General features: G+C 54.4%; 16 protein-coding genes, 1 pseudogene and 1 riboswitch. Of the genes and pseudogenes, 9 read left to right on the top strand and 8 right to left on the bottom strand.

Going from position 1 to position 16039, the window contains the following annotated elements:
* Positions 1–125: 125 nt before the first annotated feature.
* Positions 126–1007 carry a protease HtpX gene (gene htpX / locus CDA56_RS09030; protein WP_014229823.1) on the top strand — a complete coding sequence of 294 codons (882 nt, stop codon included), beginning with the start codon at positions 126–128 and terminating at the stop codon, positions 1005–1007.
* 72 nt (positions 1008–1079) lie between these two features.
* Here htpX and CDA56_RS09025 read toward each other — a convergent pair whose 3' ends face one another.
* Positions 1080–2453 (bottom strand): MFS transporter, encoded by a 1374-nt coding sequence (locus CDA56_RS09025; protein WP_048261011.1) that lies wholly within the window; start codon positions 2451–2453, stop codon positions 1080–1082.
* Between the two features lie 177 nt (positions 2454–2630).
* On the opposite strand from CDA56_RS09025, the gene kdgR reads away from it, so the two are divergent.
* Positions 2631–3422 carry a DNA-binding transcriptional regulator KdgR gene (gene kdgR / locus CDA56_RS09015; protein WP_004103314.1) on the top strand — a complete coding sequence of 264 codons (792 nt, stop codon included), beginning with the start codon at positions 2631–2633 and terminating at the stop codon, positions 3420–3422.
* Between the two features lie 44 nt (positions 3423–3466).
* Here the strand turns inward: kdgR and CDA56_RS09010 are convergent, their stop codons facing one another.
* On the bottom strand, positions 3467–3706 hold the full coding sequence (locus CDA56_RS09010; RefSeq protein WP_004122000.1) for a YobH family protein: 240 nt from the start codon (positions 3704–3706) through the stop codon (positions 3467–3469).
* A gap of 159 nt (positions 3707–3865) precedes the next feature.
* Between CDA56_RS09010 and mgrB the strand changes: the two genes are divergently transcribed.
* From mgrB to rlmA, 6 genes and pseudogenes are all read left to right on the top strand, one after another.
* A complete protein-coding gene (mgrB, locus tag CDA56_RS09005; protein WP_002911375.1) occupies positions 3866–4009 on the top strand; it encodes a PhoP/PhoQ regulatory lipoprotein MgrB in 144 nt (47 codons plus the stop codon).
* Positions 4010–4083: 74 nt separating this feature from the next.
* Positions 4084–4374, top strand: coding sequence for a YebO family protein (locus CDA56_RS09000; RefSeq protein WP_004103312.1), 291 nt, complete (start codon positions 4084–4086; stop codon positions 4372–4374).
* 610 nt (positions 4375–4984) lie between these two features.
* A pseudogene (locus CDA56_RS08990) lies at positions 4985–5130 on the top strand (DUF2627 domain-containing protein).
* Between the two features lie 12 nt (positions 5131–5142).
* Positions 5143–5352, top strand: a complete 210-nt coding sequence (cspE, locus tag CDA56_RS08985) for a transcription antiterminator/RNA stability regulator CspE (RefSeq protein WP_001062678.1) — start codon at positions 5143–5145, stop codon at positions 5350–5352.
* A 189-nt stretch (positions 5353–5541) separates the two neighbouring features.
* Entirely contained in the window at positions 5542–7287 is a 1746-nt protein-coding gene (ftsI, locus tag CDA56_RS08980) for a peptidoglycan glycosyltransferase FtsI (protein WP_102802997.1), read from the top strand.
* A gap of 60 nt (positions 7288–7347) precedes the next feature.
* Positions 7348–8142 carry a 23S rRNA (guanine(745)-N(1))-methyltransferase gene (rlmA, locus tag CDA56_RS08975; RefSeq protein WP_102802996.1) on the top strand — a complete coding sequence of 265 codons (795 nt, stop codon included), beginning with the start codon at positions 7348–7350 and terminating at the stop codon, positions 8140–8142.
* A gap of 3 nt (positions 8143–8145) precedes the next feature.
* Here the strand turns inward: rlmA and mntP are convergent, their stop codons facing one another.
* The 5 genes from mntP to manX all read right to left on the bottom strand — a co-directional run bounded on the left by mntP (position 8146) and on the right by manX (position 12342).
* Complete coding sequence (mntP, locus tag CDA56_RS08970; protein WP_014229818.1) at positions 8146–8712, bottom strand: manganese efflux pump MntP; 567 nt, start codon at positions 8710–8712, stop codon at positions 8146–8148.
* A 70-nt stretch (positions 8713–8782) separates the two neighbouring features.
* Positions 8783–8938: riboswitch (yybP-ykoY riboswitch) on the bottom strand.
* A gap of 198 nt (positions 8939–9136) precedes the next feature.
* The gene (locus tag CDA56_RS08965; RefSeq protein ID WP_004852044.1) at positions 9137–9595 is read right to left on the bottom strand and encodes a DUF986 family protein; all 459 of its coding nucleotides are present in this window, start codon (positions 9593–9595) and stop codon (positions 9137–9139) included.
* Between the two features lie 53 nt (positions 9596–9648).
* A complete protein-coding gene (locus CDA56_RS08960) occupies positions 9649–10500 on the bottom strand; it encodes a PTS mannose transporter subunit IID (RefSeq protein WP_004103307.1) in 852 nt (283 codons plus the stop codon).
* Positions 10501–10512: 12 nt separating this feature from the next.
* Positions 10513–11313 carry a PTS mannose transporter subunit IIC gene (gene manY / locus CDA56_RS08955; RefSeq protein ID WP_004103305.1) on the bottom strand — a complete coding sequence of 267 codons (801 nt, stop codon included), beginning with the start codon at positions 11311–11313 and terminating at the stop codon, positions 10513–10515.
* 60 nt (positions 11314–11373) lie between these two features.
* On the bottom strand, positions 11374–12342 hold the full coding sequence (gene manX, locus CDA56_RS08950) for a PTS mannose transporter subunit IIAB (protein ID WP_004103303.1): 969 nt from the start codon (positions 12340–12342) through the stop codon (positions 11374–11376).
* 446 nt (positions 12343–12788) lie between these two features.
* Here manX and yoaE point away from each other — a divergent pair, with 446 nt between their 5' ends.
* Complete coding sequence (yoaE, locus tag CDA56_RS08945) at positions 12789–14348, top strand: CNNM family cation transport protein YoaE (RefSeq protein ID WP_004852040.1); 1560 nt, start codon at positions 12789–12791, stop codon at positions 14346–14348.
* Between the two features lie 38 nt (positions 14349–14386).
* Here yoaE and CDA56_RS08940 read toward each other — a convergent pair whose 3' ends face one another.
* A complete protein-coding gene (locus CDA56_RS08940; RefSeq protein WP_046878459.1) occupies positions 14387–15952 on the bottom strand; it encodes an EAL domain-containing protein in 1566 nt (521 codons plus the stop codon).
* Positions 15953–16039: the final 87 nt, after the last annotated feature.

The raw sequence follows: 16039 nt of genomic DNA, 5'->3' as shown, positions 1-16039 counted from the left end.
ACAAAATGTAAAGTTGTGTCTTTCTCGTGACTTAGCGGGGCCTGATGGTTGAAAATTGGTGTTCTACCCATACCATGTGGGTAATCGCATAGTGCGTTTTGTTAAATCGAGGTTAAAAGAAAATTATGATGCGAATCGCGCTTTTCCTGCTGACCAACCTGGCAGTGATGGTGGTGTTCGGGCTGGTGCTGAGCCTGACGGGAATTCAGTCAAGCAGCATGACCGGGCTGCTGATCATGGCCCTGTTGTTTGGTTTCGGCGGCTCAATCGTTTCGCTGCTGATGTCGAAATGGATGGCGCTGAAATCGGTGGGTGGGGAAGTCATTGAGCAGCCGCGTAACGAAACCGAGCGCTGGCTGATGAATACCGTCGCGCAGCAGGCGCGCCAGGCGGGTATCGCTATGCCGCAGGTCGCTATCTACCATGCGCCGGATATTAACGCCTTCGCGACCGGCGCGCGCCGCGATGCGTCGCTGGTGGCGGTCAGTACCGGGCTGCTGCAGAACATGAGCCGTGATGAAGCGGAAGCGGTTATCGCCCATGAGATTAGCCACATCGCCAACGGTGATATGGTCACCATGACGCTGATCCAGGGGGTAGTGAACACCTTCGTTATCTTTATCTCGCGCGTTATCGCGCAGATTGCGGCGGGCTTCCTCGGCGGCAACCGCGATGAAGGTGAAAGCAGCAACGGCAACCCGCTGATCTACTTTGCGGTCGCCACGGTGCTGGAGCTGGTATTTGGTATTCTGGCCAGCATCATCACCATGTGGTTCTCCCGCTACCGCGAGTTCCATGCGGACGCCGGTTCAGCGAAGCTGGTAGGGCGTGAGAAAATGATCGCCGCGCTGCAGCGTCTGAAAACCAGCTATGAGCCGCAGGAGGCCAGCAGCATGATGGCGTTCTGCATTAACGGCAAAGCGAAATCCATGAGCGAGCTGTTTATGACTCACCCGCCGCTGGATAAACGTATTGAAGCCCTGCGCAGCGGCGAATACCTGAAATAACCGTCGCGCCTGGCCCTGAAAACAAAAATCCGCAACCTTCGGGCTGCGGATTTTTTTACGCCGGTTTTTGCGTTACAGCCTGACGCGCGGCTGCGTGACGCGTAGCCCGCTGACCGCGGCCGCGACGACGGCAAACGTTCCGGCCAGCAAAAGGGCGGTGTGGGTTCCGCTATTGCCCAGCAGGTTAAACAGCAGCGCCACCAGCGCGGCGCCAGTGCTCTGTCCAAGCAGGCGCGCGGTCCCCAGCATGCCGCTTGCGCCGCCGCTGCGATGAGCCGGCGCTGACGAGACGATGGTGTGATTGTTGGGGGACTGGAACAGGCCAAAGCCCGCGCCGCAGAGCGCCATTCGCCAGATAATATCCAGGTCCGACGGCGCGGAGGGCAGTAAAGCCAGGCCGAACAGGCCGCAGGCCATGATGATTAGACCCATCGCGCCCAGCAGCCCGGCGTGAACTTTCTCAATCAAATATCCCGCCAGCGGCGCCATGACCATAGTGGCCAGCGGCCACGGCGTCAGGAGCAGACCGGTTTCCACTTCGCTACGCCCCATCATTGACTGCAGGAAGAACGGCAGCGAAACCATCGCCAGCATCTGGGCGCAAAAAGAGCATATCGACGTACAAATTGACAGAGAGAATAGCGGAATGCGCAGCAGGTCAACCGGCAGCAGGGGGACCGGCATTTTGAGCTGGCGGCGGACAAAAAAGAACCCGACGACCAGCATGGCCATAACCTCCGCCGCAACCAGCGCGCCTGACTGGCCCTGAGCGAACCCGCCGAGGGCGGTAATCAGTAAGCCAAAAGTGAGGGCATTCATGATGGCGCTCGGCAGGTCGAAGCGGGTAACCTTGCTGCGGCCGGTGTTAGCTGGCAGATAGCGCATCGCGAGAAGCAGTGAAATAATCCCCAGCGGAACGTTAATCAGAAACAGCCATTGCCATGAAGCCATTGAGAGAATCGCGGCGGCGATGGTCGGCCCCGCCGCGGAGGAGACGGCCACCACGAAAGAGTTGATCCCCATCCCGCGGCCGAGAAAGCGCTGAGGATAAATCAGGCGAATCAGCGCGGTGTTAACGCTCATCAGCGCCGCGCCGCCGAGCCCCTGCGCCACGCGCGCCAGGGTCAGCATTTCCAGGCTTCTGGAGAGCGCGCAGGCCAGTGACGTGAAGGTAAAAAGCACCAGGCCGATTTTATAAATACGCCGGTAGCCGACCATATCGCCGAGGAAAGAGAGCGGCAGCAGCGCGATAACGATAGCAATTTGGTAGGCATTAACTATCCAGATTGAAGAGGCCGGGGATGCGTTTAAATCGCTGGCGATGGTCGGCAGGGCGACGTTGGCGATAGCGCCGTCCAGCACCGCCATCGCCAGGCCTAATACAATGGTCAGAATGGCGCCGTAACGCTGCGGTAAAGGCAGCCCATCGGAGATGTTTTTATCCATGTGAAGTCTGTATCTTATCGGGAACTATTAACTGGTTAATAATTTTAGCATTGATTATTCAGCGGCATGTCGCAGATTTGTAACGAATCGGCAGAAGAACGATTGCGGGTAACGGGATGCGAATTTATAATAAAAACCGGTTCTAATTTTTATAAAACAGTTGCGATGAGGTGATAAATGGCAGTTGCAGATTTGGATAAACAGCCAGATTCTGTCTCTTCGGTATTGAAGGTTTTTGGCATTCTGCAGGCGCTTGGCGAAGAGCGTGAAATTGGCATTACCGAACTGTCCCAGCGCGTCATGATGTCAAAAAGCACCGTTTATCGCTTTTTGCAGACCATGAAATCGCTGGGATACGTAGCTCAGGAAGGTGAGTCCGAGAAATATTCTCTGACCCTGAAACTCTTCGAACTTGGCGCGCGGGCTTTGCAGAACGTTGATTTGGTGCGCAGCGCTGATATTCAGATGCGCGAGCTTTCACGCCTGACGAAAGAGACCGTCCACCTGGGCGCCCTGGATGAAGACAGCATTGTTTACATCCACAAAATCGACTCAATGTACAATTTGCGCATGTATTCGCGCATCGGGCGTCGTAACCCGCTGTACAGCACCGCGATCGGTAAAGTGCTGCTGGCCTGGCGCGATCGTGCCGAGGTTGAGCAGATTCTGGAAGGGGTGGAGTACAAACGCAGCACCGACCGAACTATCACCAGCACCGAAGAGCTGCTGGCGGTTCTCGATAAGGTCCGCGAGCAGGGGTATGGCGAAGATAACGAAGAGCAGGAAGAGGGACTGCGCTGCATCGGGGTTCCGGTTTTCGACCGCTTCGGCGTGGTTATCGCGGGCCTGAGTATCTCTTTCCCGACGCTGCGTTTCTCGGAAGAGCGCCTGAACGAGTACGTGGCGATGCTGCACACGGCGGCGCGTAAAATTTCAGAACAGATGGGCTACAACGATTATCCGTTCTGACCTTGTGCGTAAATCGGGCTACAGCGTCTGTAGCCCGATCGTGACTAGCCGTTATCAACAACCGTGGCGCTTTTTCGCAGGATAGGGCAATCGGTAATGCCGATAATACCGCTGCTGGAATGAACATATTGTGCGGTACTGATGCCGCGAGCCGTGAGATATTTACACTGCAATCCCAGCCCCCCGGCATTCTCACTGCTGCCCATTAATACGCCGTAGCCGCTTAATAATACGCCAATCCACAAGATAGCCAGCACCACAATGGTACGAATGATCAATCGCATTGTTGCCTCATTATTTGTATTATCCTTGCGTCCATTCTGGCATGAACATCGTTTGAAACAAGTCTATGATTCCTAAACTTGCCTTTCGTATTACAGTTAGCCGCGGTTTAAGAAGGTCATGTTATCCTGGCGACATCTGGTACTGATGCGGAGTGTGGAGTGAAAAAATTACGCTGGGTTTTGCTGATAGTCATCATCGCAGGTTGTTTACTGCTATGGACTCAGATGCTTAACGTAATGTGCGATCAGGATGTACAGTTCTTCAGCGGCATCTGCACTATCAATAAATTTATTCCCTGGTAAGACATTTTTAATATGACTGATTTTCTTCTGCCGCGCGGGTGGTAGAATAAACGCCTTCTCTTTGAGGTGGTGAAATGAGTGAGTTACTAAATCCTGGGATTGTAAGCCTGGCATCCGTGGCGCTTTCAGTTGTGCTGTTGCTTGTCGGCCTGTTGTTATGGTTTTTTGTTAATCGCGCCAGCTCGCGCGCTAATGAGCAGATAGCGCTGCTGCAGGCGCTGCTGGATCAGCAAAAGCGGCAAAACGCGCTGCTGCGCCGTCTCTGCGAGGCCAATGAGCCAGAGAAGGAGAGTGCCGCAGAACCTTCCATCGCCGAGAAGGGGAAAGGCGACGACGACTTCATTCGTCTGGTCGCAGAGCGCTAATCTGATTGTCAGGTGTACATCGTGACGGTGTGCGCCTGTATCTCCCCCGGTGTATAACGTATCCTTATCGATAAATTCTCTTCCGAACGTAAACCTGCCCACCGGCAAGCGGAGGCGGCGCGTTTATGCTCTCTTTAATTAGTTTGTTTAATTCATCAAATAAAAGAACAGGAAAGACCCGACTGTCATCAGGCGTTCATTATTGCGATGAAGTATAGACAATATTTTAAGTACTTCAATTAACGCGCTTCGATATTATGCCATGGGCCTGTAAAGCAATTTTTCAACTATCGATATGAGCTTTTAAATGCATCTTTATGCAATGCTTTCTGACTCCCCCTAAAATTGGCAGCTTGGCTCTACGCGGGGCCCGGCAAGCTGAAGTCATTGAGCAATGGCGGATAAACTCCCAGGCAGGGGGCCGTCTCAGCGGCGCCAGCGCGGAGGGAGAAGGATAAGCCAGAGGAAGCAAAGTCGCATAAATGTGCAGGTGATCAAATGATTCCCTTATAATTTGTGCGAGCGATCGAGAGCCGTCTAAAAATGGCTTGCCATTATTTACGTAGTATGTGATAACACGTTTCGGGTTAAACGAGGTACAGTTCTGTTTATGTGTGGCATTTTCAGTAAAGAAGTCCTGAGTAAACACGTTGTCGTTGAATACCGCTTCTCTGCCGAACCTTATATTAGTGCCTCATGCAGTCATGTGTCAGTTTTATCTATGTAAGTGCCCCACGGGCGAAGAAAACAGTCTAAGGAATTTTGCAAATGGCAAAGATTAAAGGTCAAGTTAAGTGGTTCAACGAGTCTAAAGGTTTTGGCTTCATTACTCCGGCTGATGGCAGCAAAGATGTGTTCGTACACTTCTCCGCTATCCAGGGTAACGGCTTCAAAACTCTGGCTGAAGGCCAGAACGTTGAGTTCGAAATTCAGGACGGCCAGAAAGGTCCAGCTGCAGTTAACGTAACTGCTATCTGATTTAGACCACTGAATCTTGTAAGAAAGCCTCGCAGCCGCGGGGCTTTTTAGTCTTTATTGCAAATCATGTCATTTTTCCTCCCTCTGTTGCGCTTTGTTGCAAAACAACATCCTTATTAGCACTGTTTAGCAACCTGTTTTGTATATATCTGTTAAATCAGGTGGTTGCAAAATAATGATGGAGCTAAGGTGCAAAAGAACAAACTTAAGTCAGCCGCCAACTTTACCCCTCTGCGGTTTGGGTTGTTATGCGTGGCCATTCTTTGCTGTATGGGTCTGCTGCTGGCCCGGGTAGGCTGGCTGCAAATTGTCTCTCCCGACAATTTGGTTAAACAAGAAGATATGCGCTCCTTGCGCGAAGAGCCTATCGACGTGCAGCGCGGCATGATTAGCGATCGCGAGGGCCGCCCGCTGGCGGTTAGCGTGCCGGTGAGCGCCATCTGGATCGATCCGCAAACAACTCTCGCAAAAGGCGGCGTCGGATATGGCCCGCGCTGGCAGGCGATGGCGCAAGCTTTACACCTCAACCTTAGCGAGCTTGCCCATCGCGTGCAGGCGCATCCTCATGCGCGTTTTCTCTATCTGGCGCGCCAGATAAACCCGGAGCAGGCGGAGTGGATCGACAAGCTGCACCTGCCGGGGATTAATCTGCGCGATGAGTCGCGTCGTTTTTATCCCGCGGGGCACGTTGCGGCTAATCTGCTGGGCTTTACCAATATCGATAATCAAGGAATCGAGGGGGTAGAGAAAAGCTTTAATGCCCAGCTAACCGGTCAGCCCGGGCGTCGCCTGGTGCGCAAAGACCGGCACGGCAACGTCATCGAAAATATCACCGAAGTCCCGGCGGTCCCGGCCCACAATTTGCAGCTCAGTATCGATGAGCGTCTGCAAACGGTGACCGAGGACGCGCTGGATAACGCCGTGCGCTGGAACAAAGCGGAATCAGGGGCGGCGGTATTAATTAAAATTGATACCGGGGAAATCCTGTCGATGGCCAGCTACCCCGATTTCAACCCTAACAATCGCGATGACGCGAAGCTGGATGATTTCCGCAATCGCGCGATTAGCGATACTTTCGAGCCGGGGTCGACGGTTAAGCCGCTGGTGCTGATGACCGCGCTCCAGCAGGGCATTGTTCAGCCGGATAGCGTGGTGGATACCCATCCGTTTACCCTCGACGGTCATCGTATTCGCGACGTCGGTTACTACTCTGAGCTGTCCCTCACCGGCATTCTGCAAAAATCCAGCGATACCGGCGTTTCACATTTGTCGCTGGCCATGCCGATTCAACATCTTATCGATACCTATAAAGCGTTCGGTTTCGGCGACTCTACCGGTCTGGGATTAACCGGTGAAAGCGCCGGGCTGATGCCGCAGCGTCGCTACTGGGGACAGCTGGACCGGGCGACATTCGCCTTCGGCTACGGCCTGATGGTTACGCCGCTCCAGCTGGCGCACGTTTACGCAACTATTGGCAGCTACGGTATTGAGCGTCCGCTATCGATCACGCGTATCGATCCGCCGGTCATGGGCACCCGAGTGATGCCGGAGCAGATTGTGCATGAAGTCGAACATATGATGGAGAGCGTTGCCTTGCCGGGCGGCGGGGGCACAAAAGCGGCGGTGCGCGACTATCGGGTGGCGGTAAAAACCGGTACCGCCAAGAAAATTGGCCCTGACGGGAAATATATCGACAAATACGTGGCCTACACCGCAGGGGTGGCGCCCGCCAGTAACCCAAAATTTGCGCTGGTAGTGGTGATGAACGACCCCAGCAACGGTTCGTATTACGGTGGGGCAGTGTCGGCGCCGGTATTCAGCCAGATCATGGGCGATGTCCTGCGCCTGGAAAACGTGATGCCAGATGGGATGCCGCAGGGTTCTGAAAACCTGATCGTCATGCATCATGACGGCGTGCTGCCGCCTGCGCTGTAACGGTGGCCTGGAGGGGCGAATAGCGCTACACTTTCGCCCTTTCAGCACACCGGAGTTGCCATGTCTTACAGTTGCCCACTTTGCCACGCGCCGCTTGAGCGCCGCGATAATAGCTTTATCTGCCCGCAGCGGCATCAGTTCGATCTGGCGAATGAAGGGTACGTCAATTTACTGCCGGTGCAGTTTAAGCGCTCCCGCGATCCGGGCGACAGCGCTGAAATGATGCAGGCCCGGCGGGCGTTTCTCGATGCGGGTCATTATCAGCCGCTTCGCGACGCGATCTGCGCTTATCTGCACACTTTCGCTCCGACCGATTTACTGGACATCGGCTGCGGGGAAGGCTACTACACCCACGCTTTTGCCGCCATCGCCAGCCGCAGCTGGGGTCTGGACGTGTCGAAATCCGCTATCCGCGCGGCGGCAAAACGGTACCCGCAGGTCAACTTTTGCGTCGCCTCCAGCCAGCGTTTACCGTTTGAGGATGCAAGCCTGGATGCGATAGTACGTATTTACGCCCCCTGCAATGCCGTTGAGCTGGCGCGCGTTGTCCGCCCCGGCGGCTGGGTCATCACCGCGACGCCGGGGCCTCGTCACCTGATGGAGCTGAAAGGGTTGATATACGACGAAGTGCGTTTGCACGAGCAGAACGCGGAAGAGATGGCAGGGTTTACGCTACGTCACCAGCAGCAGCTGGCCTATCCGATGCAGCTTAACGGCAGCGAGGCGGAAGCTTTACTGCAAATGACGCCGTTTGCGTGGCGGGCTAAGCCGCCGGTTCGGGAAGCGCTGCGTCAACAGGTGGGATTTGACTGCCAGACCGATTTTGCCATTCACTGCTGGCAGCGCGACGCCTGAGGATCAGCCGGCGAAATGGCTCCAGAGGATCTGGGCGCCGATGCCAATCAGCACGATACCGCCGAGGATTTCCGCCCGTTTGCCGAGCAGCGGGCCGATAAAACGTCCCACCATCATACCGAGCGTCGACATTATCAGCGTGGCGCAGCCGATAGCCAGCGCGGTGGCGATAATGTTGACCTGCAGAAACGCCAGGCCAACGCCGACGGCCATGGCGTCAAGGCTGGTAGCGAATGCGGTGGTCACCAGCAGCCAGAAACCGTGGCGTCGCGGAGTTTCGCAGTCGTCGTCGTTGCCGCCGCGAAACCCTTCGATAACCATTCGACCGCCGAGAAACACCAGCAGCACAAAGGCAATCCAGTGGTTCCACTCAAGAACAAACTGGCTGGCAAGCATCCCCATTCCCCAACCGACCAGCGGCGTGAGCGTTTCGATAGCGCCAAAGATAAGACCCGTGCGCAGGGCTTCAGAAAATTTAGGTTTATGGAGAGTGGCGCCTTTGCCAATAGAGGCCGCGAAGGCGTCCATGGACATGCCGAAGGCAAGAAGAATTGTAGCGGATACATTCATGAGAGCGTCCTGACCGGGGATAATCCATATGACACATCGCCGCCCCCAGTAAAAATACGCAGCCCATCCTGAAGATGAGGCGCCGCGTACAGCAGCGATGCGTCTATGGTCTCGCCTGATTGAAGACGTTCTTCTTCAACCCGTACGTGCCACGTTTTGCAACGAGTATGTTGACACGTACATTTTCTGGCAGGCAGAAAATTGGCTACTCCCCAACGACGGGCGCAACCTTAACATAATTTTAGAATATAAAACAATAACAGAGTCAGGTTATTTTGCTAACCAAATGATAACGATTTTCATTTAAATTCAGAAGTGAATAATTCGTTAATAAATATCAGCGAATTAAACGAATGGAATATAGCCGCGGCTATATTCCATTCGCCGGGGAATGACAAAATATAGCGCAGGCTATATTTTTAACTCATTGAGTTGAAATGAGAAGTTTGTATATTTTTTCCAGGTCGTCGATATTTTGTACGCGAATTAGCAGGCGACGCTGCTCTAATTGCATGACCAGCACGCCATCTTCCGATAAATTCATCTCTTTAATACGCTTATATTCGATCCAGATATTGGCGAAAAAAAAGCCTTCTTTTTTGAAGATGATTTTGGGTGAACGGATCCAGAAAAGATATAACCCCATCAAGGCCAGGGCAGATAATAGCCAGGTGGTGATAAGTTCGCCCTGGCTGGCAATATTGTTATAAATCAGGATAGCAATGAGGCCGACGAAGATAATGCCATCGACGCGATTGCGGCGGAGCAGGGGGATAGCCAGCAAAACGGGGCCATTGCGGCGCGGCATGATGAACTGATCGTAAATCGCAAACGCGAGCAGAACGAGAATAAACAGGATTAACACCAGGTCCGTGATTGTCATCCATCCTCCAAATAAAAAAGCCGGGGGCAAGCCCCCGGCGCACAGCGTGTAGATTACTGGCCCAGCAGGCCGACAGCGTAGCCCGCGATACCGATGACGAAGAAGCCAACGATGATCCACAGGGCGTTAACTTTCTTGCGCAGCAGCCACATACAGGCGAAGGTCAGCAGCAGCGGCACCAGGCCCGGCATCAGCTGGTCAAGGATAGTCTGCACGGTGGTTACGCGCGTCTGGCCATCCTGACCGGTGATGGTGGAAACCACCAGCGGGATGTTCACGTGCGTCCACTTGTTAACCAATGCCCCCATGACAAACAGGCCGAGAATTGACGCCCCCTCGGTCAGTTTCTGCAGGAAGCCGCCGCCCATATCTTTAACGATATCGATACCTTTACGGTAACCGTACGCTACGCCGTAATAACGGGTCAGCAGACGCACCGCGTTAAACAGGATAAAGAACAGCAGAGGCCCGAGCAGACTGCCGCTCATGGCGATACCTGCGCCCAGCGCGGCGAACACCGGACGAACGGTACCCCAGAAGATAGGGTCGCCCACGCCGGCCAGCGGGCCCATCAGACCAACTTTGATACCGTTGATAGCACCATCGTCGATCTCTGCGCCGTTAGCACGCTGCTCTTCCATCGCCAGCGTTACGCCGAGAACCGGCGCCGCAACGTAGGGATGGGTGTTAAAGAACTCAAGGTGACGCTTAATCGCCTGTTTACGCGCATCGTTGTTCTCCGGATACAGGCGACGAATAGCCGGCACCATGGAGAAGCAGAAGCCCAGCGCCTGCATACGTTCGAAGTTCCATGAACCCTGGAACAGGTTAGAACGAATGAACACGCCACGAATATCACTCTGAGTCAGTTTTTTCTCGGTGGTATTTTTAGTCATATCAACCATTTCGCTCACCTGTTAGTCCAGTTCGTTGTCGAGATCGTTATTACCAGCAGCCTGCACAGGCGCACCCGCTACGCGGTTGTATTTCGGGCTCAGCTGGATGTAGAGCACCGCCATCACGGTACCAATTACACCCAGAGCAACCAGGTTGAAATCGGTGAACGCGGCGGTCACAAAGCCCAGGTAGAAGAACGGCATCAGGTAGCCTGCGCGCATCATGTTGATGACCATCGCGTAACCGACGACCACGATCATGCCGCCCGCGATGTTCAGACCGCCGGTAACCACTTCTGGAATGGCGTTCAGCATACCCTGTACTTCGCTGGTGCCGACGGAAATCGCCACGATAACGGCAGGGATAGCGATACGCATGGCCTGCAGGAACAGCGATGAAACGTGCAGCCAGGATATGGCCGTCAGGTTTCCATTCTCCGCGGCCTTATCCGCCGCGTGCTGGAAGGCAACGGTGATGGTACGAACGATAATGGTCAGAACCTGGCCTGCCGCTGCCAGCGGGATTGCCAGCGCGATACCGGCACCGATGCTTTGATGGCCGGCGATAACCAGAACGGTAGAGATGATAGAAGCAAGGGCGGCATCCGGCGCAACGGCCGCACCGATGTTCATCCAGCCCAGGGCGATCATTTCCAGGGTACCACCGATAATAATACCGGTTTTCATATCCCCGAGAACGGCGCCAATCAGCGTACAGGCCACCAGAGGACGGTGGAACTGAAATTCATCAAGTACCGACTCCATACCCGCAATACACGCGACGATGAACACCAGCACAATCTGAAGAAAGGTAATCTCCATTGTACTTCTCCTGTTGATTAAGTCTTAAGTTGAAAATTGCGTTGCGATCCGCGGGGTGACTTATTTCACCTTGGCGATCAGATCCATCATTTTCAGTTTCTGGTCGGTGGAAACTTTGCGGGCCTCCAGTTCGATACCGCGGGCATTCAGCTTTTTGAACGCTTCGATATCTTTCTCATCGACCGAAATGGCGTTGTTCACCTGCGTTTTACCCTGGCGGAAAGCCATGCCGCCGATGTTGACGCTGGTGATTTTCACACCGCCTTCAACCACGCGTTCAACGTCCGTTGGGTTAGTGAACAGCAGCATAATGCGCTCGCCTGCGTATTTGGGATTGTTATAGACGCGGATCATTTTCGCGACGTCTACAACGTGGGCGGTAACGCCCGGAGGAGCAACCTGAGTCAGCAGCGTTTTACGTACGGTATCCGCCGCAACTTCGTCGCTGACGACGATAATGCGGGAAACGTTGGTTTCTTTAGTCCAGCGAGTGGCGACCTGGCCGTGGATTAAACGGTCATCGATACGCGCAAGCCCGATAACCATGTAGTCGTTTGGACCCATTGGTTTCAATGGCGCAGCCGCTTTCGGGGCAGCCGCCTGAACCGGAGCAGGGGCGGCCTTTTCCACCGGCTTCGCTTTCAGCGCCTTAACGCCCTCGCGACCGGTTTCTACCGCCAGGGCAACCAGCTCATCGAACGACGGGTTGTCGTCACGCGCCATCAGCGTTTCAACCAGCATCGGAATATTAACGCCCGCGATGACTTCATAATGTTCTTTATCGACGACAATGCGGCTGGCCGCGTTAAACGGGCTGCCTCCCCATGTATCGACGAGAAATAACACGCCTTTTGCTGTATCCAGCTTTGCCAGCTGAGCGTTGTACTTTTCGATTAACGTTTCTGCGTTTTCGCCAGGGACGAAATCAATCCAGCCAACGTTTTCCTGTTCGCCCAGCAGCATTTCTGCCGTTTTTAACAGCTGTTCTGCAGCCCAACCATGTGTGCCTATTACAATAGCAATCGTCACTTGCTACCTCCTTTATAATCGTGAATGCATCATCTGTTCTGATACATCCTGAATCACTCTTGCGAACAAAATCGATTCAGTAAGGGTGTAAGATATAAAGTAATTACTACAGCGAATTATTTTAGACAGTGAAAAAATAATTAATGTGATGAAGCTCCGCTAATTATGCATCTGTTGGTAATTATTTTGCAGCGCAAAAAATAGTCTTAGCTATTGCAAAGACAGGTAAATTTTTTCCAATTATGCTCTATATTTTGCTATGTTTACGTTCCGTTTAATTACTCAGGAGTATAGGGCATAGCCCGCTATATGGACCGTCACCGACGTCTTTTCACCTTCCGGCACGCGTTTGCCGCCGCCACCTGCTACGTCTTTTCACCAGCAACAAGTGTCTCGTCTGTGCATGACACAGCGATGACTACGCCTGTCGTTAACTGGAGCTGCTCATGGAATTCTTAATGGATCCCTCTATTTGGGCCGGTTTGCTGACGCTTGTCGTCCTTGAAATCGTACTGGGTATCGACAACCTGGTGTTTATCGCCATCCTTGCCGACAAGCTGCCGCCAAAGCAGCGGGACAAGGCGCGCCTGATCGGCCTCTCGCTGGCGCTGTTTATGCGCCTGGGTCTGCTGTCGGTTATTTCGTGGATGGTGACCCTGACGAAACCGCTTTTCAGCGTTGCCGATTTCTCGTTTTCCGGACGCGACCTGATCATGCTGCTCGGGGGGATATTCCTGCTGTTTAAGGCGACCACCGAACTGCATGAACGGCTGGAGAACCGCCAGCATGACTCCGGTCATGGTAAAGGCTATGCCAGCTTCTGGGTGGTGGTACTACAAATCGTGGTACTGGACGCCGTGTTCTCGCTGGACGCCGTGATTACCGCGGTCGGGATGGTTAACCACCTGCCGGTGATGATGGCGGCGGTGGTGATCGCGATGGCGGTGATGCTGCTGGCTTCGAAGCCGTTGACTAATTTTGTCAACCAGCATCCGACGGTGGTAGTGCTCTGTCTGAGCTTCCTGCTGATGATCGGTCTGAGCCTGGTGGCTGAAGGTTTTGGTTTCCATATACCGAAAGGTTACCTGTACGCCGCGATTGGCTTCTCGATAACCATCGAGTTCTTTAACCAGATTGCGCGCCGTAACTTTATTCGTCATCAATCGACCCTGCCTCTACGCGCGCGCACTGCCGATGCGATCCTCCGTCTGATGGGCGGGCGTAAGCAAAGCGCCGCGGCGCATGATAGCGATAGCGCGTCGGTCGTGCCGATCCCCGAAGGCGCGTTTGCGGAAGAAGAACGCTATATGATTAACGGCGTGCTGACCCTGGCCCAGCGTTCGTTGCGCAGCATTATGACCCCGCGCGGGGAAATTAGCTGGGTAAACGCCGAGCAAAGCGAAGAGGAAATTCGCCGTCAGCTGCTCTCTTCACCGCACAGCCTGTTCCCGGTCTGCCGCGGCGAGCTGGATGAAATCATCGGTATCGTGCGGGCGAAAGAGATGCTGGTGGCGCTGGAAGCGGGTGACAATGTTGCCGCTCTGGCTTCCGCCTCGCCGGCGATTGTGGTCCCGGAAACGCTGGACCCGATCAATCTGCTGGGCGTGCTGCGCCGCGCCCGCGGTAGCTTTGTCATCGTGACTAACGAGTTTGGCGTCGTACAGGGGCTGGTTACGCCGCTGGACGTACTGGAGGCGATTGCCGGCGAGTTCCCGGACGCTGACGAAACGCCGGAAATTGTCATCGACGGCGACGGCTGGCTGGTGAAAGGTTCAACCGACGTGCATGCGTTGCAGCAGGCGTTGGGGGTAGACGATCTGGTCGATGAGGACGAAGATATTGCCACGGTTGCCGGCCTGGTGATTGCCGTCAACGGCCATATTCCGCGTCCGGGCGACGTGCTTGAACTGTCACCTCTGCAGTTCACGATTGTTGAAGCCAACGACTATCGCGTCGATCTGGTACGCGTCGTCAAGCTGCGACAGTATAACGACGAAGAAGAGTAACGGCTGATGCCCGTCGGCCCTCGGGCCGCCGGGCATTTTTAAGCGTTCAGCTCCCGACGCTTTTCCGCCGCCAGCCACTGCGGAAAGTCCTCTACCGGCATCGGCCGGGCGTAGTAAAATCCCTGCAATAAATCGACGCCGTTGCCGCGCAGATACTCTTCCTGATCCCGGGTCTCTACTCCTTCCGCGACCGTCACAATCTTCAGCCGATGGGCGAGAGCAATGATCATGTCGGTCACCGTTGCGTTGACGCTATCAATCCCAATTGCGCTGGTGAAGGATTTATCGATCTTCAATACATCAGGACGCAGCTTTTCCAGCCAGGAAAGGGAGCTGTTGCCGGTGCCGAAATCATCGATAGCCAGCTGCACCCCTTTGAAATGCAGATGCTCGGCCATATGGTGGTCGCCATCCTGAAGTACGTCGCGTTCGGTGAGCTCCACCACCAGCTGCTGTACCGGATGGGCGCTGAACCAGTAGTGATGCAGATCGCGCAGCAGTTCGCCGTTGGCGAAATGGCGGGCGGCGACGTTGATGCTGATGTGAAAATGTTTGTCCTGCGGAAAAAGGGCTAATTTGTGGGCCGTCTGGGAGATGACATAGCGGGTGAGGGGAACGATCAGATTATAACCTTCGGCTATGGGGATAAATACCTCCGGCGAAATAGCGCCTCTGCGTGGATTATTCCACCGCAGCAGTATCTCCACGCCGCAGCACTGACGGGTGCGCAAGTCCTGCAGGGGCTGGCACCAAAGCGTAAACTCGTGGGCGGCAATACCGAGATTAATTTCCCGGGAAAAGCTCATTCTTCCCGCGGTCGCCAGCCAGGCGATGCCGGTCATTAACAGGCTGATTATCAGCGCCAGCGGCAGTTCGGCCGGTAGCTCATTGAGGGCCACCGCTGAGGCGCCCGGCCCGCTGACGTTAATGGTGAAGGGAAACTGCGTCGACGACTGGCGGTAGATGATTTGCTCGCCCGGCAAGGATTCCTGTTTAATCAGCCCGGAACCGCTAATAAAGCTTTTATCGCCAATGCTGAGGCCAATTCCGGTAATTAATGGCGATTTTGCGTTAAAAATTAACTCGCCCAGCAGCTCGATATTGATCACCAGCAGCACGCCGTCGGCGCCGCTAAGCGAAGCGGGATACCACTGGATAAGCACCGGCGTCCCTTTAAGCAGCGATGCGTCGTAGCTGAAGGTGAGCAGGGCGTGATTGGCGGGGAGCGCCGGCTGTAACTGGTGAACCGGAATATTTCGTTGGCCAAAAATACTCGAACAATAGAGCAGGTCAGACTGGACCAGCGCGATGGAACGTACCGTTTGCAGCGATGCCGCCAGTTTACGTAACGTGAGGTGGACGTCCTGACAGGGATGGTTCACAAGTTGCAGCAGCGTGGCGTGCTGGGCCGCCAGGGGCCGCAGAATATTATCCATCGCGGCCACCATTTTATTGGTGCTGAGCTGGACGCGCTGCTGATTTAAGCTACGCTGCGAAATAAATCGTATCACTAATGTTGTCGTCAGGGTCAGTAGCGCGACCAGCAAGCAAACCAGGATACGTTTCCTGCGGTAGGTTGTGATAACTTTTTGTGCAGTCTGCATGCGCGACGCCCTGTCGGCTAAAAGTGTTAATGAGAGTAACAGCCGTTATAGAGCAAGTGTAGTGGGCGCAGATAATAATATAGCGTG

This window comes from Klebsiella michiganensis (genome assembly GCF_002925905.1).
GTDB classification, from domain to species: domain Bacteria; phylum Pseudomonadota; class Gammaproteobacteria; order Enterobacterales; family Enterobacteriaceae; genus Klebsiella; species Klebsiella michiganensis.
This window is presented reverse-complemented; position numbering and strand designations above follow the sequence as displayed.